Raw genomic sequence first — 21,794 nt, 5'->3', positions numbered from 1 at the left:
TTATTGACCATTGTCGCCTTCGCGGGTTAGCCACCAGGCTCCCAGGATCGGCAAGGTTGTTACCAACATAACCAGCAGTGCCACCACGTTGGTTACCGGTACATCACGCGGTCGCCCAAGCTGATTGAGTAACCACAGTGGTAACGTTCGTTCATGACCTGCCGTAAAAGTCGTAACGATGATTTCATCGAACGACAAGGCAAACGCCAGCATTCCTCCTGCCAGTAGCGCCGAACTGAGATTCGGCAACACCACGTAGCGGAAGGTTTGCCAGCCATTGGCTCCAAGATCCATTGACACCTCTACCAGACTCCACGAGGTACGGCGAAAACGGGCGATGACATTGTTAAACACCACCACTACGCAAAAAGTCGCATGACCGACTACGATGGTGAAAAATCCCGGCTCCAGATTGATAGTTTTAAACGCGGTTAATAACGCCAGGCCTGTGACAATGCCCGGCAACGCAATAGGCAGCAGCAGTAACAGCGAAATGGCGTTTTTGCCGAAAAAGTCTCGTCGCCAGAGCGCGGCGGCTGCCAGCGTCCCTAACACCAGCGCGATCAATGTCGCCAGCGTCGCCACTTTAAGTGACAGTGTCACGGCATCAAGAATATCACTGCGCTGTGCCGCCACGCTAAACCAGTGCAGCGTCAAACCTTGCGGTGGAAAACTAAACGCCGCATCTTCAGTGTTAAAAGCATAGGCCGCGATAATCAGGATGGGAAAATGGAGGAAAACCACGCCGCCCCAGGCCGCCAGTTTGAGGAAAAACGGTGCGCGTTCAGAGTGCATCGAACGCTCCCAGACGTTTCACGAACGCCAGGTACAGTGCGATGAGAACAATCGGCACCAGGGTGAATGCTGCTGCCATCGGCATATTGCCAATCGCGCCTTGCTGCGAGTAAACCATGTTGCCAATAAAATACCCCGGCGGACCAACCAGTTGCGGGACAATAAAATCGCCCAGCGTTAGCGAGAAGGTAAAAATAGACCCGGCTGCAATGCCAGGGATCGCCAGCGGTAACACCACATAACGAAAGGTTTGCCGTGGACGTGCGCCTAAATCCGCTGAGGCTTGCAAAAGTGACGAGGGCAAACGCTCCAGCGCCGCCTGCACCGGCAGGATCATGAACGGTAGCCATATGTAGAGAAACACCAGAAAGCGTCCAAGCCCGGAAGTTGACAGTGTATTACCGCCCACCGCCGGTAGCGTGAGGAACGCAGTTAATAACGGTTCCAACCCCAAATGCTGTAAAAACCACTGCGCCACGCCATCTTTCGCCAGCAATAACGTCCAGGCATAGGCTTTGACGATATAGCTCGCCCACATCGGCAACATTACCGCAATGTAAAAAAACGCTTTCATCTTACCGCTGGTGTAGCGCGCCATATACCACGCCATCGGAAAGGCCAAAAAAGCACTGGCGATGGTCACAGCAACTGCCATGGTTAACGTGCGCAGAATGATGTCGTAATTGGCCGGATTAAACAGCGCGCGGATATTCGCCAGTGTCAGTTCCGGTGTTACCGACATGGTGAAATCATCAAAAGTATAAAAGCCCTGCCATAACAGCGTCAGCAGCGAACCGAAATAGACGATGCCAAACCACATCAACGGGCCAAGCAGCAGCAAAAACAGCCCCAGCCCCGGATTCCGCCAGAAGAAACCGGACACCTTGCCCAGACCTGGACGTGAAGGTGATTGCAATACGTTCATCGCCATTCACCTCTCCTCAACCAGCGGCACCATCACATCGCGCGCCCAGGAAACCATCACCTGTTGTCCTGGAGTAAGCGTAGCGGGGAGCTCTTCCCCCGTCATATTGGCCTGACTAACCAGCAGTTTTTCACCGCCGCTCAGTGTCAGTTCAAAACGGGTCGCCGCGCCCTGATACTGCACCGCCTGGATCGTGCCATTAGCCTGCAGTTCACCAGGGGTGTTGAGGCGAATATGTTCCGGGCGCAATGCGAAACTACCCATCATTCCGCAAAGTTTCTCTGCCATCAACGCATCAAAAACATTTGATGTCCCAACGAATCCGGCAACAAACGGCGTGCGCGGGCGCATGTAGAGATCGCGCGGGGAATCGACCTGCTCAATGCGACCGTTGTTGAATACCGCAACACGATCGGACATTGATAATGCCTCGCCCTGATCGTGGGTAACGAAGATAAACGTAATGCCGAGAGACTGTTGCAGCTTTTTCAGCTCAAGTTGCATCTGCTCACGCAACTTGAGATCCAGCGCGCCGAGTGGTTCATCCAGCAATAATACGCGCGGTTCATTCACTAACGCTCTGGCGATAGCAACCCGCTGGCGCTGGCCTCCAGAAAGTTGTGATGGCTTACGTTGCTGAACAAAACCCAGCGCCACTTTTTCCAGCGCCTCTTGCGCCATGATGTAACGCTGTTTTTTCTCCACACCTTTGACCATCAGCCCGTAGGCCACATTATCGAGAATCGACATATGGGGAAACAGCGCATAGTCCTGGAAAACGGTATTAACATCCCGCTCCCACGGTGGCAGATTGCTGGCGGGTTTACCAAAGATAGCGATCGCCCCGCCGGAAAGCTGTTCGAATCCGGCAATCAGGCGCAGGCAGGTCGTTTTGCCGGAGCCGGACGGCCCCAGCATTGAAAAGAACTCACCATCTTTTATCGCAATACTGACGCCATCTACCGCGCGCACGTCACCGTACAACCGCGAGACGTTGTCAAACTCCACTGCGTACGTCATAAAACACCTCAGCGAAGTTAGCGACCGCCCATAATGGCAATGTAATCCTGCGTCCAGCGACTGTAGGGAACAAACTTGCCCCCTTCTGCTATAGGCGTTTTCCAGAAGGCGATTTTATCGAAATAGTTAAAACCGTTGGTCTCACAGCCTTTTTCGCCTAATAACGGACTGGCTTTACATCCTTCCGGCACTACCGGCAACTAGCCAAACCAGGCCGCCACATCGCCCTGCACTTTTGGCGTTAATGACCAGTTCATCCATTTGTAGGCGCAAACCGGATGTTTCGCTTCGCTATGCAACATGGTGGTGTCGGCCCAGCCGGTAACACCCTCTTTCGGGAATACGGTAGCGATCGGTTGGCCTTCGGCTTTCAACGCGTTGGCCTGATAGGGCCAGGCACTGGAAGCCACGACACCCTCGTTTTTGAAATCGCTCATTTGTACGGTGGTGTCATGCCAGTAGCGATGGATTAACCCATGCTGATCGCGCAGCACTTTCAGCACCGCCTGATATTGTTCTTCGGTAAGTTGGTATGGATCGCTGATGCCCAACTGCGGCTGCGTAGCTTTGACAAACAACGCGGCATCGGCAATATAGATGGGGCCATCATAGGCTTGTACCCGGCCTTTGTTGCTCTTGCCGTCCGGCAGATTCTGCTCAACAAAAACCACTTGCCAGCTATCCGGCGGTGTCGGGAAGGTTTTGGTGTTGTACATCAACAGGTTAGGCCCCCACTGATACGGCGTACCATAAACTTTACCGCCGACGTTAAACCAGTCGCCTTTTACTACACGAGGATCGAGTGTTTTCCAGTTAGGGATGAGCGCGGTATTAATCGGCTGCACGCGTTTACCCATAATCAAACGCAGCGAGGCATCGCCGGACGCCGTAACCAGATCGTAACCCCCTTTGGTCATCAGGCTGACCATTTCATCGGAAGTCGCGGCGGTTTTCACATTCACCGCGCAACCTGTCTCTTTTTCGAATTGCGTTACCCAGTCGTATTGTTTATCGGTTTGTCCGCGTTCGATATATCCCGGCCAGGCGATTATATCCAGGCGCCCTTCCGGTTTATCTAAATTGGCGGGAGGCTCGGCGGCGTGGGCAGTCATTATTGTCATGGTGAGCGCACACAGGCTGCTGCGGGCAAATGTCTTGCTCATAAGGTCTTACTCCTGTCGTAATTAATTGTTCAGCCGCCGTGCCGTAAAAATATCTCCTTGTTTAACCATAGACGGCGGCTTGCAGGCACACCTTCGCCCCTGAGAAAATTTAATCAGGTTGTGAGCTAACGCGCATTATGCCGTCCGTGAAGCTATCTTCTGGAGTATAGACAAGGGGTTACGAAATATGGCTTCTATTCGAAATTCATATTACCCAACCTGAGAGGAATTAAATTGAAAGCTACTTCAGATGTTCTTGAATAAGTTTGCCTAATTCTTTTACTGCCTGTTCTTCACGCTCTCCCCATTGCCACGCGGTATTAAAACGGAAAAAACGCGACCAGCGTTCGCCAGTAGAAAACATTTTACCCGGCGCAATACTGATGTGATGCGCCAGTGCCGCCAGACTTAATTCTCCCGCATCTAACGGTTCGGGAAGTTCCAGCCAGAGAAAATAACCACTGTCGTTATGGTGTATTTTCACTTCCGCAGGCAGGTAACGCAGCAACGCCTGCCAGGCGCGTTGTTTGCGTTCCGCGAGCTGACGACGTAGACGACGCAGATGGGCGTCGTAACGGCGTGTAGAAAGGTAATCCACCAGGGCAAGCTGCATCGGTGAACTGGTGGAAAGTGTACTCATCAACTGCAAACGTTGGATTTTACGCGCATGTTTTCCTGCGGCGACCCAACCGATGCGAAAACCTGGCACCAGGCATTTGGAGAATGATGAACAATGCAGCACGCCATCGTGGCGATCCCACGCTTTTGCGGGCAGCGGTTTTTCCCGTCCGAAGTAAAGTTCGCTGTAGACGTCATCTTCAATTAGCATCACGTTGTACTGACTAAGGAGTTCTACCAGCTGTGCTTTTTTCTGTGGCGTTAAGGTAAAACCGAGCGGGTTCTGACTGTTGGTCATTAACCAGCACGCTTTCACTGGATACTCTTGTAACGCCAGTTCAAGCGCCTGAAGGTCGATCCCTTCGTTAACATCCGTCGCCACCGATAACGCCTTCAGCCTTAGCCGCTCCAGCGCCTGTAACGCACCGTAAAAACAAGGATTCTCGACAATCACCCAGTCACCCGGTTCGGTTACCGCTTGTAAACTGAGATTTAGTGCTTCCAGCGCCCCAGCGGTGATGACGATCTCATCGGGCGAAATTGTGATGCCCTGTAGAGCATAGCGACGAGCAATAGCCTGCCGCAGTTCTGCGTTTCCTGGCGGTAAGTTTTCAATCACGCTCATCGCCGTTGCGGTTTTGCTTACCTGGGCCAGGGAGCGATTAAGTTGTTGAAGCGGAAACAAGCGCGGATCGGGAAAAGCGGATGCAAACGGCACCACTGAAGGATCGCGACTGGCCTGCAACATGTCAAAAATATAGGTATTGATATCGACCGTTTCATCACGTGTGACCGGAATGACTGGCGCTTTCGGCAGTTTTAATGCCTGTGGCGCAACGTAATAACCCGACTGCGGTCGCGCGATAATATGTCCCTGACTTTCGAGCAACTGATAGGCATGGCTGACGGTCATAAAGCTCATGCCAGAAAGCGCCACCTGTTCACGCAACGAAGGCAAACGATCGCCGGGTTGCCAGATGCCCGACACAATTTGCTCGCGTAATTGTTCTGCCAGTTGCTGGTATTTTTTCATTATCGGATCGTTTTTATGTGCAGATGATCCGGCAGTCTATATCAGTTGTTAAAAATGACAACTTTTCGTTAACTGTAATTAAACCATCACCAGCGATAACTCTTTGCCCAGAGCTTTAGCCGCAAGCTGGACGGCGTCGATTTTTGTCGCATGGTGCAAATCAAACAAGCGGGTGATCTCCTGCTTAGGTTTACCAATTCGCTTCGCCAGCTCTTGCTGGGTGATTTCTGACTGCAAAAAAGCATTTAGCAGCAATACCTTAGAGGCGACGCTTAAAGGTACTTCAATAAAGTGATCGTTATTATTTAATGGCGAAGGTAACGGGATAAGCTCGTTGTCTTCAAAATAAAAATCAAATGCGGTGATTAAGGCATCTTTTGCTGCCTCCATCGCTTCAGCGACTGTTTCTCCCTGAGTCAACGCTTCAGGAATATCCACAAAAGAAACCACATAACCGCCTTCCGGCGCGGGTGTAAGAGTGACGGGATAACGCATAATTTCGACTGTCTCTCGCATGTCATTAACCTTTTAACTGGCGATTAACTCAAACCGAGTTGTTTCAGAATGGCTTTACGCAATGGTTCTTTGATCTCATCGCTTGGGTGACGCGGCATGACACTGCGCCTCCCGCGAAACCTGAGTTTTAAATGGTTGCTGCCATTCGCTACATCGACGCCCTGAGATTCGAGCCAACGTCTGAACTCGCTTTGTTTCACATCGCCTCCCTGCCGCTGAGTATATCAACAAAGTAAACATTAGTGTTTACATCCGTGTGTAATTTGCTCGAAAATAGCACTTAATCGCCGCGACGGAAGAATGCAATGCAAAATCAGGAAGGAAGATTCCAGAATTTCTTTGCGCTAATTTGCAAAACTGAATAATAACCTCAAGAAACGATCGGCATCATAGCGGCAAAAGGTAAGAAAAAGGTGTCGGGATGTTTACGAAGGCGTTATCGGTTGTCTTATTAACGTGTGCGCTGTTCTCTGGGCAGTTGATGGCAGGACACAAAGGACATGAATTTTTGTGGGTAAAAAATGTGGATCATCAACTGCGTCATGAAGCGGACAGTGATGAATTGCGCGCCATTGCGGAAGAATCGGCAGAAGGTTTGCGCGAGCATTTTTACTGGCAAAAATCGCGCAAACCAGAAGCAGGACAACGTTGAGTCGTTTGATGCCGGATGCGGCATGACGCCTTACCCGGCCTGTAATATCTGCAAATTCAATAAGTTGTGAACAGGTCTGAAAACTTGCGTTGTTACCCTTTTCGCTTCGGCAATGTTTTCATCAGTTCATCCGGGCTTACGGAGGCGACAACACTCCCCGGTAACGGCATTTTCAGAATGTGATTTTTGATTTTGCCGATGACGTGCATCTCACACGGGCGGCAATCAAACTTCAGCGTTAACACTTCATCACCATTAACCAGCTGCATTGGCGTTGCTTTCCAGCTTTTGATATTGCCTTTCGCCTGCTTCGGACACAGATTGAAGGCAAAGCGCAGACAGTGCTTGGTGATCATTACCGGCACTTCGCCCTTCTCTTCATGCGCTTCATAGGCAGCATCAATCAGTTGCACACCATAGCGATGATAAAATTCACGCGCTTTCTGGTTGTAAACGTTCGCGAGGAAACTCAAATGCGTTTGCGGATAAACTGGCGCAGGGTCAGCAACCGGTTTACGACTACCGCGCTGATAACTGGCAAGACGCGCAGCATCCAGCATTTCAGCAGCCTCACGGCGGAACTGATTTAACAGACTGTTTGGCACAAACAGCGCACCCGGCAAGTTAATTTGTACATTACGAGCGTAATAGATAGTCTGCCCCAGCTTCGACAATCCTTCGGTCAGATTGTTGAGTGCTTTTTCGGCATTATTCGCCTCGTCGAACTGCCCGTCCAGGGTATGCGTGATACTGACGCCCTCTTCGCTGGTCAGAGTCAGAATCAATTGTTCCTGCCAGCCGCCCAGTTCAATGTCTACCGCCACCCGACGTTCGCTGGAGGTTTTGGTCAGCGCCTGCTGCCAGTTATGGTCCAGGTTGCGATTAAGCGGATGGTGTGGGCGAATTTTGTGCAGCTCCGCTGGCATCTCATTTGGCCAGACGCGGTACTGATTTTCCCCGGTTTTTTCTACCGTATTAGCGCGAAAACCGACGACTTCACGTTTAATCATCACGTTCAGGCCATCACCGTTAGCCAGTGGTTCGGTCACCTCAACATCAAGATGATCTTTCGCCACTTTCACGACTTCACCCACCGGCAGGCCGATAAATTTCGGCGAATCGAACGCGCCAATATCGCCTTTACGCGCGTTAACAAAGTAGTCTGTACTGCCACGATGGAAGGTTTTTTCCGTCGACGGAACAAAGAAATGTTCAGTACGACCGGATGAAGCTCGCGCCAAATCGCCACGTTCTTCAATAATGGCATCCAGCATCTGGCGATAATGGGCGGTGATATTCTTCACGTAGCTCATATCTTTGTAACGCCCTTCAATCTTGAAGGAGCGTACGCCAGCATCAATCAGCGCGCCGAGGTTGGCAGTCTGATCGTTATCTTTCATCGACAGCAGATGTTTTTCATAGGAAACCACCCGCCCCTGATCGTCTTTCAATGTGTATGGCAAACGGCACGCCTGCGAGCAATCGCCACGGTTGGCGCTACGCCCTGTTTGCGCATGAGAAATGTAGCACTGACCGGAATATGCCACGCAAAGCGCACCATGAATAAAGAACTCAATGGTCGCGTCCGTGGCCTGATGAATCGCGCGGATCTGCTCCAGATTAAGCTCACGCGCCAGCACAATCTGCGTAAAACCGACGTCCGAAAGAAACTTCGCTTTCTCTACAGTGCGAATATCACACTGCGTACTGGCGTGTAGTTCAATCGGCGGAATATCCAGCTCCAGAATCCCCATATCCTGAACGATCAGTGCATCGATACCGGTCTGGTAGAGATCGGTAATCAGTCGCTGCGCCGGTTCCAGTTCATCGTCATGCAAAATGGTATTGAGCGTAACGAAAATTTTTGCGCCGTACCGATGGGCAAATGGCACCAGTTCGGCAATATCTTTCAGGCTGTTACTGGCATTATGCCTCGCGCCAAAACCAGGGCCGCCAATATATACGGCATCGGCGCCATGCAAAATAGCTTCGCGGGCAATGGCGGCATCGCGTGCCGGGCTTAACAGTTCAAGGCGATGAGAAGATACGGTCACTTTCTTATCCAGTAGCTGAAAAATGGCGGCTATTTTAGCCACAAGCGCGACGTTGCGAAATAGTTTTCCCGCTTAACTGCGTGGGTAATGAATGAGGGAATGAAAATGCACGGCTTGCTTGCCGTCATTACGATAGGTATGCGTGACGTCGGCAGCAAAGCGGACACCTTCTCCGCTCTTCACGCTGCGCCACAGGCCATCAACGCACAGCTCAAGCTGCCCTGAAATCACCACCACATGTTCAATAACGCCCGTTTCATGTGGCGTCGATTCGCTCAATGCCCCTGGCGCTAATAAAATAGAAAAGTGATCAAAACCAAGCAGAGGATCATAAGGAAACAGCGAAGTGATAATCATCGCCTGCTGCTGGGGATCGTAAACCGCTGGCGTGGAGGACTGCGGCGGCGAAATAAATGTCGAAAATGGCACGTTCATCCCGGTGGCAATTTTCCATAACGTCGCCACCGTTGGGCTGGATTCATTGCGCTCGATCTGCCCCAGCATGGCTTTTGAAACCCCCGTCGCCGCTGCCAGCCGCGAAAGGCTCCATCCTCGCTGTTGACGAAGATTTTTAAGCGTAGTGGATAAAAAATGAGCGAGATTTTCCATGCGACTCCTCCTGCAAAACCGAAGTTTATCACTTGTGCGTTATAACGGACAAATGTTACGGTATTTGTACGTTATAACGCACAGAGGTGACTATGCGTCTGTTTTCTATTCCCCCACCCACGCTACTGGCGGGGTTTCTGGCGGTATTGATTGGCTACGCCAGTTCAGCAGCAATAATCTGGCAAGCGGCGATCGTCGCCGGAGCAACCACTACACAAATCTCCGGCTGGATGACGGCGCTGGGACTGGCAATGGGCGTCAGTACGCTGGCTCTGACATTATGGTATCGCGTGCCTGTTCTCACCGCCTGGTCAACACCTGGCGCGGCGTTGTTAGTCACCGGTTTACAGGGATTAACGCTCGGCGAAGCCATCGGCGTTTTTATAGTCACTAATGCATTAATTGTCCTCTGCGGCATAACGGGACTCTTTGCTCGTCTGATGCGCATTATTCCGCACTCGCTTGCAGCAGCAATGCTTGCCGGGATTTTATTACGCTTTGGTTTACAAGCGTTTGCCAGTCTGGATGGTCAGTTTACGTTGTGTGGCAGTATGTTGCTGGTGTGGCTGGCGACGAAAGCCTTTGCGCCACGCTATGCGGTGATCGCCGCGATGATTGTTGGGATCGTGATAGTTATCGCAAAAGGTGACGTTGTCACAACTGACGTTATCTTTAAACCCGTTCTCCCTGCTTATATCGCCCCTGATTTTTCGTTTGCTCATAGCCTTAGCGTTGCCTTGCCTCTGTTTCTGGTGACGATGGCGTCGCAAAACGCACCGGGTATTGCGGCAATGAAAGCGGCCGGGTATTCGGCTCCGGTTTCGCCACTGATTGTATTCACTGGGTTGCTGGCGCTGGTTCTTTCCCCTTTTGGAGTTTATTCCGTCGGTATTGCGGCAATTACTGCCGCTATTTGCCAAAGCCCGGAAGCGCATCCGGACAAAGATCAGCGTTGGTTGGCTGCCGCCGTTGCGGGCGTCTTTTATTTGCTTGCGGGTCTGTTTGGTAGCGCCATTACCGGAATGATGGCAGCCCTACCGGTTAGCTGGATCCAGATGCTGGCTGGTCTGGCGCTGTTAAGCACCATTGGCGGTAGTTTGTATCAGGCGCTACATAATGAGCGTGAGCGCGACGCTGCTGTGGTGGCATTTCTGGTAACAGCGAGCGGGCTGACATTGGTTGGGATTGGTTCGGCGTTTTGGGGATTAATTGCCGGCGGCGTCTGTTACGTGGTGTTGAATTTAATTGCTGACAGAAACCGATAATAAGAAGCGCCATCTTACGATGGCGCGACTGGCATTACTTTTTGTTAACGTCAAACATAGTGGCATCGGTCGCCATGTCATCAATAACTTGCTTAATGTTTTCAAAAGCAATTGGCGTACTTTCGTTATTCAGATCTTTACCTTCGCCCTGACGAACGACTTTGATAACAGGTTTATTGGTAGCCGCATCAATCAGTTCACCTTCAAAGTACAGGCGGGTATCCATGGTACGGTGACCGGTTGCCATTTGTGTTCCCGCTACCACTAATGCAACAGGAACCACTTCATAGAATTGCAGCCCTTCTTTGCTTGTATCAACACCGGTAATGGCACCACGGAAAATCAGACTACGCGGGCCAGCGGTAGTCACCAGTGGTTTACGCTGCGCAATCGCTTCTTTCATTTCGGTATTGGTATAACTCAAAATTCTATCCAGCACTTTCTGCCCTACCTGAGTAGAAGGTTTTGGCACCGGATAATAAGTGATTGGATTCCAGACAATACTGTCATATTTACTTTGGTCGAAATCAGGGGAAACCCAGCGTAAAACGGGTTTACCTGTTGCCGATGTTGTTTCTTGAAGATCAGAGTAATTCTTTAAAAAGCCAGAGTATTTATCCGGCTGGGTGATTTTAGAGGCACAGCCGGACAGAGCCAACAAGCCGCATAAAGCTGCAACTTTCGCAATTGATGTGGTACGCATGAATAGTTTCCTGAGATGATTATATTACTTTTTAAGTTATAGCAAAAAGCACCGCTTCGTGTTGTGGCAAAAAAAGTGTTGGCAGAAATAAATTTATCGGCCCCTTTTTCGACAATATAGTCAATGCTGAAAAAGGAGCTGAGTCAATCATCATTGATTTATTTTCAGAGACTTGAGGCGATAAAAAAGCACATCCGCTGTGACTTATTTCACATCATCCTGCTAAAAAATATGCTTACCGAATAGATCAACAGGCAAACTTCTTACGTTGATCCTTCTCAGGTCATTTTTTACGTGCCAGCATAGTCGCGAAACGCAGTTTAATACGATTACCGTTGGCATCGGTGCGGTGTAATTCACCGACATCTTCATTGTATTTCAAGAAATCCCAGCCTTCATAATAACGATGTAGCTCTCCTTCTTTGAAGGCAAACGGAAAGCCGACGGTACATGGAAAATCAGCGGTATCCATCGCCGCCACAATCAGATTGTAACCGCCAGGTTTAGTGCAACGTTGCATATTGCCAATCAGCCCTGGGATGGTTTTCGCCTCCAGGAACATCAGCACCACAGTAGAAAGAATAAAATCGTACTGTCCATCAAACGTGAGGCTATTCAGATCGACAACCTGAGTACGTAAATTTTCCAGATTTTCAATGGCTTTAATGCGCTCAACGTTGGCAATACTCATGGCATTTTTATCCCATGCGTCCACATCATAACCATTGGCTGCAAGGTAAAGACTGTTACGTCCATTGCCACAGCCCAAGTCCAGCGTTTTCCCCGGTTTAACGATTTTCACAGCTTCCAGAACTTCGGAGTGTGTGCGGGTGAGTTCGTATTTGTTAGTAAAGTAGTTTTCGTCACGAATGATCATTCTCTGTCCTCGGATTTCATTAAAACGGCGCGCTCAGTTCTGATTAACAATTTTCCCTGCATCAGAAGCGCGAAAGTACGGATGAGCAATAATGCAATAATAAAATTGGTAAAGATAAACAGCGGCACCGCCAGTGTATGGAAAAAGCCATTATCGCTGCCGCTTCCCAGATGCAAACCGGTGGTTGCCAGCGCAGAAACACCGAACGAAAAACTCCAGAATGAGGCATTAAACGGCTGTGAGAGATACCACGGCATCAGGCGCAGCATAAACAGCAATTGCAGCAGCCCATAGCCAAAGAGCATTTTCGCCAGCGTGTCACCCTCGCCGCCATTGACGCTCAACCAGGCGCTACAAGCCACCAGCGCAGGGGCAAGCTGAATGCCGAGCGATGTCCGCAGCGCCGTGGGTAATTCTCCCGAACTGCGCAGTCGTTGAAGGATCACCGGTTCAAGGCTTAACCAGGAGAAGACGCCAGCCCCTAAAAATACCAGTCCGGCATCGGTATAACCCAGCGCACCGCAGGCCATCGCGCTGATAAAGTTATTGGCAACCGTCGGCAAATAAAGCCCCGGTGTCGTCGCTTCTTCAGGGTGAGAACCGCGCCATAATCCGGCAGTTTGCCAGGCGGCGTAAACCAGTTGAATCACTACCCCAACGCTGAACAGACACACCGCCAGCGGGCGATACCACGGCACAAAACCAATTGCCACCAGCATCGTCGTCGCCGGAAACAAACTAACAAAACTGCTCATCACCGGATGGCGCACTTCCGCCAGCACGCTGTGCGGAAAGCGTATCAGTCGGGTAATGAATGCGGTGGTCAACAATCCCCAAATGATCATCGCCAGAATCACCAGCCCATCCCCCAACCAGTGACTGACCTGCCAAACCTGGCTGGCATAGCGCCAGGCAAATCCCATCCCTATCGTCCCCAACACAATGCCAAAATAACCTGCCGGCAAATTGAGCACTTTATCGCTCTGCATCTTCTTACTCATTTTGTTTAATTTATAAAGTATATTTGAAATGCATTTTATGGAAATTTCTCAAGCATAGCCAGAGTCGCAGAATTTGCTACGGTTATAGTAAGTCACCTGCGGGAAAACGCTATGCACAAATATCGTCTAAGTGAAGAGCAACGAGCCTTTAGTTATCAAGAAGATGGCCTCAAAAAAAGTGTGCTATTACGGCAGATTATTGCCATAGCCAATTTTAACGATGTGATAGCAGGAACGGCTGGTGGTTGGATCGATAGCGAAACTGTGCTGGCGCAGGAAGGAAATTGCTGGATTTACGACCAGAATGCCCTCGCGTTCGACGGAACGGTTGTTTCCGGTAATACGCGCATCACCGGGACCAGCGTGCTATGGGGAGAGGTTTTCACGACGGATAACACCTGGATCGATAATAGTGAAATCAGCCAGGGCGTCCATATAAGTGACAGTGTCACCATTCGTGATTCATTAGTTTGCGGTCAGTGTAAAATTTTTGGTCAGGCCTGTATCGATCAACATTCAATGATCGTCGCCGCACAAGGGTTAACGCCCGACCACCATCTTCTGCTGCAAATTTATGACCGAGCCAGCGTCAGCGCCTCGCGCGTTGTCCATCAGGCGCAAATTTATGGCGATGCCGTCGTCCGCCATGCTTTTATTGAGCATCGTGCCGAAGTTTTTGATTTTGCGCGCATTGAAGGTAATGAAGAAAATAACGTCTGGCTGTGTGACTGTGCGAAAGTCTACGGTCACGCACGTGTGATTGCCGGAACTGAAGAAGATGCGATTCCAACAATTCATTACAGCTCTCAGGTGGCGGAATATGCCATTGTAGAAGGCAATTGCGTGTTAAAACATCATGTTCTGATTGGCGGAAATGCCGTTGTGCGTGGCGGCCCGGTTCTGCTCGACGAGCACGTTATAATACAAGGTGAGAGCCGTATTGCAGGTGCGGTAATGATTGAAAACCATGTCGAGTTAACCGACCACGCCGTCGTTGAAGCCTTTGATGGCGACACGATTCATGTCCGTGGTCCAAAAGTCATTAACGGTGAGGAACGTATTACGCGAACGCCTCTGGCAGGGTTATTATGATTCGATAATGCGCGCGTATAAGTTCACATCATCATAAGCATCATTAAGGAACTCAGCCTGTTTCAGGCAACCTTCGAGGATAAAACCATTGCGCAAGGCAACCTGGTTGCTTTGCGGATTGTCCACCCGACATTTGATCACGAAGCGTCTAAGTTCACCAGACTGGGCGTAATGGTGAATCAATGCCTGTAGCGCCTGAGAAATGATCCCCCGCCCCTGATGGGATTCGTCCAGCCAGTAGCCGATTTCAGCGGTTTTATTCAGCGGTTCAATTCGATTAAACGATATAACGCCGACGAGTTCATTTTCTTTAAAAATCATAAACATTTTGGCATAGCCGCGTTGATGCAGCATCACATTCCCCTGCACCGTTTTTCGCGTGTCCTCTTCGCTGAGAACAAACTGCGGCCAGTTTAGCGACTGCTGTAACCAGCTTTTATTTTTACAGGTTAACTGATAAAGAGGTGTGATATGACTTTCTGCAACGGCATGTAATTCAAGTGAGTCGCTTACTTTTATCGTTTCAGTCATCTTATCTCCAGTCACTCTTTGCAGTCGTTAAAAAAGCCGCCTGGCAGGCGGCTCAGCAAAGTTTACACCTCTTTGACGCTCTCCTGTTGCAGGATTTTAAGCATCTCATCCTTCATTTGTAATTTCTGTTTTTTCATGCGGGCGACTTCCGCATTGTATCCTCGACCGTCAGAGCCTTCCTTTCTGGCAATTTCATGATCAAGTTTATTGTGTTTATCGAACAAGGACATAAAGCGAGGATTTTCGTTTTTCAGACGGGATATTAAATCTCGATATTCTGGAAACATACGCACTCCCTGTTAGTGGCTGACAACATGTATATGAAATATACAACATCAGATTACCCATTTAACTTGAGGAAAAATGCGAGCGGGATCGTGTTTAACCAGACGGCACCCTCCCGAAAGAAGGTGCCGAAAAAATGACGCTTAGTTCATCACGCGATCGTCAACATACTGGCGCTTATCCGGTGCTGGAGGAAAATACTGATACAACCATGTTTCACTGATAGCATCGCCCTGGCAGCGCAAATACATACGCATATCGACCGGATCAGTTGAATCCGAAGTCGGATACCAGTCAAACTGAATACGGTAACCATCAATCGGCTCAATGTAGAGAATTTCTATTTGTTTCGCTTCACCACTGGAAAGTGTGATAACAGGCTCAATCCCTTTCGGCGCAGCAGCTTTCAGATCACCACCGACAAAATCGACGGCAAAACGACGAGCCCATTTTTCCGGATAATGTTCACCTGGCGCCCAGCCTTCAGGGAATCCCCCCATGCCAGTACGCGTCGCCAGGACTCGTGCTAATGGACAATGAACGGGAGGTTGCGCACTCCAGTAAAGACGATACTGAAACGCCAGTTCGTCGCCCGCTTTGACTGCTTTTTCTGGTTGCCAGAAACAAACAATATTATCCAGCGTTTCGCCGGTCGTCGGGATCTCCATCAAACCGATAGTGCCCTTACCCCACTTGTTACGCGGTTCCACCCACAGACTTGGGCGTTTGTTATACCAGCCCATAATGTCCTGATAATGGGAGAAATCACGATCCAGCTGCAACAAGCCAAACCCTTTTGGATTGTTATCGGTATAGGCATTGAACTGCAATTTCTGCGGATTATTCAGCGGACGGCAGATCCACTCGCCATTGCCCCGCCACATGGAAAGACGGTCGGAATCATGGATTTGCGGATGAATGGTGTCGCACATACGACGTTCGTTAGTCCCGCAACTGAACATACTGGTCATCGGCGCGATGCCCAGCTGTTTAATGTCTTTACGCGCATACAGGTGATTCTCGACATCCATAATCACCTGATTCTTCTCACAGTGGATGGTGAACTTGTAAGCACCAGTAATGCTGGCACTATCGAGCAACGCATAAACGGTAAAAGTGGTCGCGCCAGGTTTTACCGTATCGAACCAGAAGGCGGTAAAGTCGGGAAACTCTTCTTTGCTGTCGGTGTAAGTGTCGATCGCCAGACCACGCGCCGATAAACCGTATTGATAAGTGTCATCAACGGCACGGAAATAGCTGGCACCGAGGAAAGAAACCACGTCACGGCGCGCCAGTTCCGGGGCTTTAAACACACGGAACCCCGCAAAACCGAGATCGCTTTGCCCTTCTAATTGTTTGGTATCAACACCCGCATCGTTGTATTTGAACAACTCCGGACGGAAGTGTATTTCGCGCGCCAGATGTGTTGCTGGATCAACAGAGAACATGCGAACGCGGCGGCGAAACCCCATCCCCATATGGAAGAACTGAGCGTCCAGCTGGCGATTCTCAACGTTATGCCAGAGTGATTTTTCGGCGTCATACTGAATGCTGTTATAAGCCTGCGGCGTCATCGTCGCCAACGTATCGGGTAACGGACGCGGCGCACCACGCCACGCCGTTTGCGCTAAGTCGTGCGCCATCGACTGTAAAACAGAGAAGTCAAAACGCTGGGTTTGCCCGTCGGCAATATCAGATTCTGCTGCGAACGCAGCCTGAGAAAAAAGAGAAGCAATGCCGCTAGTCCCGCACACGGCGGCCATAGCCATTGAACCTTTAATAAATCGTCTACGATCCATACCTGAAAGTGAGTCCTTCTGGTGTAGTGAATGGTCCCGCGCTGGTCGTATTCAGCGGCAAGAAAATGCTTATTAATGACCGCTCACTCTAGACAATATTTATTAATAATCCAATTGTTGAACTCAGAGAATATGCATAAATCGGCAATTTTTTTCTGTCGATGGGATGAGCCTGATTCGTTTGTAAAATCAGGCAAATTTTTGCAAAGTCGGATGGTCAGAATTTAAAGCAAACCACAGCGGCGTTTACTGCGTTCTTCCGCTTCCTGGTACAACTGAAATTCATCAAATACCGGACACCCCAGTGCCTGCTCAAAAGCCTCCCGGCTGGCATTACCGTGACTGCGCATTTGCGTTTCATTACCCAGATTAGACTGGAAGATCCCCGCAGCACTAACCGGCAGAAAATCCTCATAAGTAATAGGTTGCGCCACTACCCAACCACGTTCGATCAAAGGTTGTGGATCGTCACCGGGATGGATTGCCTGACGATGCGCCTCACCCGATGGCGTCAGGCGATAACGAAACCATGCCAATCCCTGCTGGCGCATCAGAAATTCACTGTCCGGGAAGGCGCTGAAAGTTTCCTGTAAATGCAGTTGGTGAGTGAGATTATCCTGTCCGATTCCGGCGTTACGCAGAAGATCATCATACAGTTGCCGTCCTTTCGGCGTTAACGCCACACCACGTTGCTCTATCTCACCAAAGCGTGCGGTATGCGTTCCCTGCTTTTGCCCAGCAAACAACACGGTCTCTTCCAGCGCCTTAAAACTGGTCTGGCGCAGTAAAATCGGCACCTCGCGGCGCGGCGGCCCTTCGATCAGAATTTTGGGTTCAATACCGCATTCGGGCATCATCGACTGCACCCGGTCAATGTCGAGCGTGCGTGGCGTCAGGTGGTTAATATGACAGCCAGGAAAACAGACCACATCAGCAATCAGTCGATGTTCGTTGTGCAACGCGCGATAGGTTTCTTCATCTACTGTTGCTGACTGATGCCAGCGAAACGTTTCCAGGACTTCCTGCACAAACTCCCGCGCCTGAGCTTTGCTAAAGCCGCCCTCCCGATCATATACATCTAACAGTTGCCGACAACGCGGGGTAAAGATATCGCGCTGATGTAAAATCTCCGCCGCCTTCTGGCGCAAGGTTTCGTTTTCGATGAGTTCAAGGCGAAGTAATGAGGTAAAAACCCGAAAAGGATTACGCGCCAGCGAGGCATCATCGATAGGACGAAATGCCGTGGAATGTACCGGCACGCCAGCCTGCGAGAGATCGTAATAACAGACCGGATACATCCCCATAATGGCAAATATCCGCCGTAGCGTGGCAAGCTCTTGCGCGGTGCCGACGCGAATCGCCCCATGACGTTCAACGTTAAGTCGCGCCAGTTCGTCCGCATTTACCATTTTTTCATGCAATTGGGGATTGTTTTCCAGCACAGACAGATTGACGTCAGCCACCAGTTCCAGCAGCGTACCGTACTGTGGAACTTCTTGCTGATACATGGCTGACATAGCCTGCGAAAACTGTTCCCGAATCTCATCCGCCGTGATGCTGTTCGCCATAATCTCTGCCTCCAGTGGTCAGTAATCTGGAGTGTAGGTAACCACATTTACTCTGGTGGGAAGAATTTACAAACTGTGATCTCCCCACGAAATCAGTAAAACCACGCCTGTAAACGTAACAAAATTGCTTTATATGTTAATAATATTTTGCAATCAAGTTATCATAATCAAACAACTTCACTTGTCAGCGGCACCGCTTCGTTTTTAACATCGCTTATGGAAAAAAATAGTCTGTTTAGTCAGCGCATCCGTTTGCGCCACCTTCATACTTTCGTAGCTGTCGCACAACAAGGAACTTTGGGGCGCGCGGCTGAAACCCTTAATTTGAGTCAACCTGCGCTCTCTAAAACATTGAATGAACTTGAACAATTGACAGGCACCCGCTTATTTGACCGTGGACGTCAGGGCGCACAGCTTACCTTACCTGGCGAGCAATTTTTAACCCATGCAGTCAGAGTGCTTGACGCCATCAACACCGCAGGTCAGGCGCTTAATCGTAAAGAAGGGCTTAACAATGATGTTGTAAGGGTTGGTGCATTACCCACTGCTGCACTGGGGATCTTGCCTTCCGTTATTGGTCAGTTTCATCAGCAACAAAAAGAGACCACTCTGCAAGTTGCCACTATGAGTAACACCATGATTCTGGCAGGCTTAAAAACGGGGGAAATTGATATCGGTGTTGGTCGGATGTCAGATCCTGAACTGATGACCGGGCTTAATTACGAATTGCTGTTTCTCGAATCACTGAAACTGGTTGTCCGGCCTAACCACCCGCTTCTTCAGGAAAACGTGACGTTAAGTCGGGTGCTGGAATGGCCGGTTGTCGTATCGCCAGAAGGCACTGCGCCCCGCCAACATTCAGATGCGTTAGTACAAAGCCAGGGCTGCAAAATTCCTTCGGGTTGTATTGAAACGCTTTCAGCATCGCTTTCGCGTCAGCTTACGGTTGAATATGACTATGTGTGGTTTGTCCCTTCTGGCGCTGTAAAAGACGACCTGCGTCATGCCACGCTGGTGGCGCTACCTGTTCCGGGACATGGCGCAGGCGAACCTATTGGAATACTGACCCGCGTAGATGCAACGCTCTCTTCCGGCTGTCAGCTAATGATTAACGCAATTCGGAAATCAATGCCGTTCTGAAAGGTGAAGGGATCTTGCGATCCCTTCTTTGACATTATCACGCCGTTGCCAAACTAACCGAGCGCCCTGCCCCTCGTTGATTCGCAGGTAACGATTGTTTCTTCAGGCGGAATACATCCACAGCCTCAGTTAATCGTGCCGCCTGCTCTTCAAGAGACACTGCCGCTGCAGAGGCCTCTTCCACCAGAGAGGCATTCTGTTGCGTTACTTTATCCATTTCAGAAATCGCCTGGCTGACCTGCGTTATCCCCCTGCTTTGCTCATCCGAGGCAGCGGCAATTTCCTGCATGATATGTGTGACGCTCGCCACGGCATCCACAATGGCACTCATCGTTTTCCCGGCGGTTGTAACCTCATCTGACCCTTGCCCAATTAATCTGACTGATTCGCTAATCAAGCTTTCAATTTCTTTCGCCGCCTGGGCGCTGCGACTGGCAAGTGTACGCACTTCGCTGGCGACAACCGCAAATCCGCGACCTTGCTCACCAGCTCGCGCAGCTTCAACGGCGGCATTGAGCGCCAGAATATTTGTCTGGAAAGCAATACTGTTGATCACGGCGGTAATTTCGGAAATTTTTTTCGAGCTACTGGAGATATCGCCCATCGTTTTCACCACGCCGGAGACTGTCTTCCCGCCATCGCTGGCTTTAACGGAAGCCTCTTGTGCCAGACGGCTCGCGTGGTGTGCATTGTCCGCATTCTGTTTCACCGTCGCGGTGAGTTGCTCCATGCTGGCAGCGGTTTGTTCAATCGCCGCCGCTTGTTCTTCCGTGCGCGAAGAAAGGTCAGCATTGCCAGCGGAAATTTCGCTGGTGCCGCGATAAATCTCCTCCGCCCCCTGGCGTACCGTCCCGACGGTCATCACCAGAGAATGCTGCATTTTCTGTAGATGACGACTTAATCGTCCTATTTCGCTGCGCCCCGTCGGTTCGTCGTTCATTGTCAGATCGCCACTGGCGATTTGTTCAATACGTTGCGCGGCATGTTGTAGAGGTCGAATCACAATCCGACGCAAAACGATGAAGGTCATCAGCGTCATGACCAGGGCAAGGATAAACGCACCAATCATAAACATCACACCCAGTCGAGTGCGCTGATGCGCCTGCTCCGCCAGGTGGTTCGCTCTGGCGCTACGTATTTCAACGGCTTTGTTTAATATATGGGTATAACTATTATCCAGCGTTCGGATCTGCTCACTTTCATGATTAATAATCGCTTCAAACATGCCGTTTTTGGCATATTTCAGCATAGGCAGGAGGCCAGTTATATAAGCCTGAAAACGTTGATTTAATTCAGCATCCAGAGCTTCATCTGCAGCCGTTTTCACCTGGCGATTCTGGTAAGTACGATAACCTTGCTGCGATTGTTTAATCTGCAATTCCGCTTGTGCAATATTTCGCTTCATCTCTTCCATTTCTGCGATACGGCTCGCCGCCCCGGCCTGAATCATATTGATGCGGGCTGAACGCAGATAATCAGAGCTATTTGCCAAACCGGTGCGAGTCTGGATCTCCGCAGTAGCGTCACGCTGATCGCGGTCAGCCTGCCAGAGAAAAAACCCAGCCAGAGCTGAACTCAGGGCAAATAGAAGTAATATGCCGCCCAGAATACAGGCAAATAGCGGAACCAGCCTGATGTGATATAAAAAACCTAAGCGGTGTGAGGGTGTTGTATGCATGGCCGTTGTCTCTCTTCCAGATTTACTCCCGAGAGAGAATCATCGGCAATCGGTGGTAATTGCTTACTGCCAAAAACGTTTTCACTTCACATTTTTACAACATTTTATGCGTTAACAGATCATCGGGCGCCGCAATGAATAGGCTGGCGAATAAGGATGCTTTGTGAGGTGTATTGCGTGAAATTCTGGAAAGCGTTACGCACTTTCGTAAAGTGATTATTTTCCTGCTAAGAGAAACTGCATAGGATGATCGCGGGTGCCTGAGACTTTCTGTTTTCAGGCTAACCGGGAATCAGAAAGACGAAGGCCCCGACCGATATTTCTATCAACCGAGGCCGACGAATGAACCCAACAATTCAGATGTTAGCCTCTTACCCGCCATCCGGCAAGGAGAAAGGCTATGAAGCGCAACCCTCTGGTGGTGTGTCTGCTCATTATTTGTTTCACAATACTGGCATTCACACTTCTGA

At 50.1% G+C, this 21,794-nt stretch carries 21 protein-coding genes and 1 pseudogene; 5 read left to right on the top strand and 17 right to left on the bottom strand.

Going from position 1 to position 21,794, the window contains the following annotated elements; all coding sequences use genetic code 11:
* The 7 genes and pseudogenes from HEN21_RS17260 to hicA all read right to left on the bottom strand — a co-directional run bounded on the left by HEN21_RS17260 (nucleotide 1) and on the right by hicA (nucleotide 6,270).
* On the bottom strand, nucleotides 1–795 hold the full coding sequence (locus tag HEN21_RS17260; protein ID WP_176252638.1) for an ABC transporter permease: 795 nt from the start codon (nucleotides 793–795) through the stop codon (nucleotides 1–3).
* Nucleotides 785–1,726: an ABC transporter permease gene (locus HEN21_RS17255; RefSeq protein WP_001251309.1), complete on the bottom strand. Its 942-nt coding sequence runs from the start codon at nucleotides 1,724–1,726 to the stop codon at nucleotides 785–787. Before HEN21_RS17255 ends, HEN21_RS17260 begins: the two co-directional genes overlap by 11 nt.
* Complete coding sequence (locus HEN21_RS17250; protein ID WP_000220385.1) at nucleotides 1,727–2,740, bottom strand: ABC transporter ATP-binding protein; 1,014 nt, start codon at nucleotides 2,738–2,740, stop codon at nucleotides 1,727–1,729.
* Nucleotides 2,741–2,757: 17 nt separating this feature from the next.
* Nucleotides 2,758–3,903: pseudogene (gene ydcS / locus HEN21_RS17245) on the bottom strand (putative ABC transporter substrate-binding protein YdcS).
* A 241-nt stretch (nucleotides 3,904–4,144) separates the two neighbouring features.
* Entirely contained in the window at nucleotides 4,145–5,554 is a 1,410-nt protein-coding gene (locus HEN21_RS17240; protein ID WP_000760664.1) for an aminotransferase-like domain-containing protein, read from the bottom strand.
* Between the two features lie 78 nt (nucleotides 5,555–5,632).
* Complete coding sequence (gene hicB, locus HEN21_RS17235) at nucleotides 5,633–6,049, bottom strand: type II toxin-antitoxin system antitoxin HicB (protein ID WP_077630331.1); 417 nt, start codon at nucleotides 6,047–6,049, stop codon at nucleotides 5,633–5,635.
* A 44-nt stretch (nucleotides 6,050–6,093) separates the two neighbouring features.
* Nucleotides 6,094–6,270, bottom strand: coding sequence for a type II toxin-antitoxin system mRNA interferase toxin HicA (gene hicA, locus HEN21_RS17230; protein ID WP_176252639.1), 177 nt, complete (start codon nucleotides 6,268–6,270; stop codon nucleotides 6,094–6,096).
* A 221-nt stretch (nucleotides 6,271–6,491) separates the two neighbouring features.
* Here hicA and HEN21_RS17225 point away from each other — a divergent pair, with 221 nt between their 5' ends.
* The gene (locus HEN21_RS17225; RefSeq protein ID WP_016158301.1) at nucleotides 6,492–6,722 is read left to right on the top strand and encodes a YncJ family protein; all 231 of its coding nucleotides are present in this window, start codon (nucleotides 6,492–6,494) and stop codon (nucleotides 6,720–6,722) included.
* 92 nt (nucleotides 6,723–6,814) lie between these two features.
* Here the strand turns inward: HEN21_RS17225 and rlhA are convergent, their stop codons facing one another.
* Both rlhA and HEN21_RS17215 read right to left on the bottom strand, forming a co-directional pair.
* Complete coding sequence (gene rlhA, locus HEN21_RS17220; protein WP_176252653.1) at nucleotides 6,815–8,776, bottom strand: 23S rRNA 5-hydroxycytidine C2501 synthase; 1,962 nt, start codon at nucleotides 8,774–8,776, stop codon at nucleotides 6,815–6,817.
* A 72-nt stretch (nucleotides 8,777–8,848) separates the two neighbouring features.
* Nucleotides 8,849–9,385 (bottom strand): helix-turn-helix domain-containing protein, encoded by a 537-nt coding sequence (locus HEN21_RS17215; protein WP_176252640.1) that lies wholly within the window; start codon nucleotides 9,383–9,385, stop codon nucleotides 8,849–8,851.
* 92 nt (nucleotides 9,386–9,477) lie between these two features.
* Here HEN21_RS17215 and ydcO point away from each other — a divergent pair, with 92 nt between their 5' ends.
* Complete coding sequence (ydcO, locus tag HEN21_RS17210; RefSeq protein WP_176252641.1) at nucleotides 9,478–10,650, top strand: BenE family transporter YdcO; 1,173 nt, start codon at nucleotides 9,478–9,480, stop codon at nucleotides 10,648–10,650.
* A 34-nt stretch (nucleotides 10,651–10,684) separates the two neighbouring features.
* On the opposite strand, the gene HEN21_RS17205 is transcribed toward ydcO, so the two are convergent.
* From HEN21_RS17205 to tehA, 3 genes are all read right to left on the bottom strand, one after another.
* Nucleotides 10,685–11,353 (bottom strand): DUF3313 domain-containing protein, encoded by a 669-nt coding sequence (locus HEN21_RS17205; protein ID WP_176252642.1) that lies wholly within the window; start codon nucleotides 11,351–11,353, stop codon nucleotides 10,685–10,687.
* A gap of 283 nt (nucleotides 11,354–11,636) precedes the next feature.
* Entirely contained in the window at nucleotides 11,637–12,230 is a 594-nt protein-coding gene (gene tehB / locus HEN21_RS17200) for a tellurite resistance methyltransferase TehB (protein ID WP_000586747.1), read from the bottom strand.
* Complete coding sequence (gene tehA, locus HEN21_RS17195) at nucleotides 12,227–13,219, bottom strand: dicarboxylate transporter/tellurite-resistance protein TehA (protein WP_001190279.1); 993 nt, start codon at nucleotides 13,217–13,219, stop codon at nucleotides 12,227–12,229. Before tehA ends, tehB begins: the two co-directional genes overlap by 4 nt.
* Before the next feature lie 123 nt (nucleotides 13,220–13,342).
* On the opposite strand from tehA, the gene ydcK reads away from it, so the two are divergent.
* A complete protein-coding gene (ydcK, locus tag HEN21_RS17190) occupies nucleotides 13,343–14,323 on the top strand; it encodes a YdcK family protein (RefSeq protein ID WP_176252643.1) in 981 nt (326 codons plus the stop codon).
* Here the strand turns inward: ydcK and rimL are convergent.
* The 4 genes from rimL to hglS form a co-directional block, all read right to left on the bottom strand.
* Entirely contained in the window at nucleotides 14,318–14,854 is a 537-nt protein-coding gene (gene rimL, locus HEN21_RS17185; protein WP_176252644.1) for a 50S ribosomal protein L7/L12-serine acetyltransferase, read from the bottom strand. The genes ydcK and rimL overlap by 6 nt on opposite strands.
* Nucleotides 14,855–14,916: 62 nt before the next feature.
* Nucleotides 14,917–15,141, bottom strand: coding sequence for a YdcH family protein (locus HEN21_RS17180; protein ID WP_010351400.1), 225 nt, complete (start codon nucleotides 15,139–15,141; stop codon nucleotides 14,917–14,919).
* Between the two features lie 141 nt (nucleotides 15,142–15,282).
* Nucleotides 15,283–16,938, bottom strand: coding sequence for a glucan biosynthesis protein OpgD (opgD, locus tag HEN21_RS17175; protein WP_071990632.1), 1,656 nt, complete (start codon nucleotides 16,936–16,938; stop codon nucleotides 15,283–15,285).
* A 224-nt stretch (nucleotides 16,939–17,162) separates the two neighbouring features.
* Nucleotides 17,163–18,506, bottom strand: a complete 1,344-nt coding sequence (gene hglS, locus HEN21_RS17170) for a 2-oxoadipate dioxygenase/decarboxylase HglS (protein WP_176252645.1) — start codon at nucleotides 18,504–18,506, stop codon at nucleotides 17,163–17,165.
* Between the two features lie 216 nt (nucleotides 18,507–18,722).
* On the opposite strand from hglS, the gene HEN21_RS17165 reads away from it, so the two are divergent.
* Nucleotides 18,723–19,646 (top strand): LysR substrate-binding domain-containing protein, encoded by a 924-nt coding sequence (locus tag HEN21_RS17165; RefSeq protein WP_000414571.1) that lies wholly within the window; start codon nucleotides 18,723–18,725, stop codon nucleotides 19,644–19,646.
* A gap of 37 nt (nucleotides 19,647–19,683) precedes the next feature.
* On the opposite strand, the gene HEN21_RS17160 is transcribed toward HEN21_RS17165, so the two are convergent.
* Complete coding sequence (locus HEN21_RS17160) at nucleotides 19,684–21,324, bottom strand: methyl-accepting chemotaxis protein (RefSeq protein ID WP_176252646.1); 1,641 nt, start codon at nucleotides 21,322–21,324, stop codon at nucleotides 19,684–19,686.
* Between the two features lie 400 nt (nucleotides 21,325–21,724).
* On the opposite strand from HEN21_RS17160, the gene HEN21_RS17155 reads away from it, so the two are divergent.
* Nucleotides 21,725–21,794, top strand: a 70-nt coding sequence (locus tag HEN21_RS17155) for a Hok/Gef family protein (protein ID WP_183082921.1), incomplete at its 3' end; no start/stop codon positions are given.

Origin of the sequence: Escherichia sp. 93.1518 (genome assembly GCF_013368915.2) — a bacterium.
GTDB lineage: Bacteria > Pseudomonadota > Gammaproteobacteria > Enterobacterales > Enterobacteriaceae > Escherichia > Escherichia ruysiae.
This window is presented reverse-complemented; position numbering and strand designations above follow the sequence as displayed.

Excerpts from the sequence above, each read along its gene's own strand:
- HEN21_RS17180 (WP_010351400.1), bottom strand. The coding sequence starts at position 15,141 with ATGTTTCCAGAATATCGAGATTTAATATCCCGTCTGAAAAACGAAAAT.
- tehA (WP_001190279.1), bottom strand. The coding sequence starts at position 13,219 with ATGCAGAGCGATAAAGTGCTCAATTTGCCGGCAGGTTATTTTGGCATT.
- HEN21_RS17255 (WP_001251309.1), bottom strand. The coding sequence starts at position 1,726 with ATGGCGATGAACGTATTGCAATCACCTTCACGTCCAGGTCTGGGCAAG.
- hglS (WP_176252645.1), bottom strand. The coding sequence starts at position 18,506 with ATGGCGAACAGCATCACGGCGGATGAGATTCGGGAACAGTTTTCGCAG.
- opgD (WP_071990632.1), bottom strand. The coding sequence starts at position 16,938 with ATGGATCGTAGACGATTTATTAAAGGTTCAATGGCTATGGCCGCCGTG.
- rimL (WP_176252644.1), bottom strand. The coding sequence starts at position 14,854 with ATGACTGAAACGATAAAAGTAAGCGACTCACTTGAATTACATGCCGTT.
- HEN21_RS17165 (WP_000414571.1), top strand. The coding sequence starts at position 18,723 with ATGGAAAAAAATAGTCTGTTTAGTCAGCGCATCCGTTTGCGCCACCTT.
- HEN21_RS17225 (WP_016158301.1), top strand. The coding sequence starts at position 6,492 with ATGTTTACGAAGGCGTTATCGGTTGTCTTATTAACGTGTGCGCTGTTC.
- HEN21_RS17215 (WP_176252640.1), bottom strand. The coding sequence starts at position 9,385 with ATGGAAAATCTCGCTCATTTTTTATCCACTACGCTTAAAAATCTTCGT.
- tehB (WP_000586747.1), bottom strand. The coding sequence starts at position 12,230 with ATGATCATTCGTGACGAAAACTACTTTACTAACAAATACGAACTCACC.
- HEN21_RS17240 (WP_000760664.1), bottom strand. The coding sequence starts at position 5,554 with ATGAAAAAATACCAGCAACTGGCAGAACAATTACGCGAGCAAATTGTG.
- HEN21_RS17250 (WP_000220385.1), bottom strand. The coding sequence starts at position 2,740 with ATGACGTACGCAGTGGAGTTTGACAACGTCTCGCGGTTGTACGGTGAC.
- ydcK (WP_176252643.1), top strand. The coding sequence starts at position 13,343 with ATGCACAAATATCGTCTAAGTGAAGAGCAACGAGCCTTTAGTTATCAA.
- HEN21_RS17205 (WP_176252642.1), bottom strand. The coding sequence starts at position 11,353 with ATGCGTACCACATCAATTGCGAAAGTTGCAGCTTTATGCGGCTTGTTG.
- HEN21_RS17260 (WP_176252638.1), bottom strand. The coding sequence starts at position 795 with ATGCACTCTGAACGCGCACCGTTTTTCCTCAAACTGGCGGCCTGGGGC.
- hicB (WP_077630331.1), bottom strand. The coding sequence starts at position 6,049 with ATGCGTTATCCCGTCACTCTTACACCCGCGCCGGAAGGCGGTTATGTG.
- ydcO (WP_176252641.1), top strand. The coding sequence starts at position 9,478 with ATGCGTCTGTTTTCTATTCCCCCACCCACGCTACTGGCGGGGTTTCTG.
- HEN21_RS17160 (WP_176252646.1), bottom strand. The coding sequence starts at position 21,324 with ATGCATACAACACCCTCACACCGCTTAGGTTTTTTATATCACATCAGG.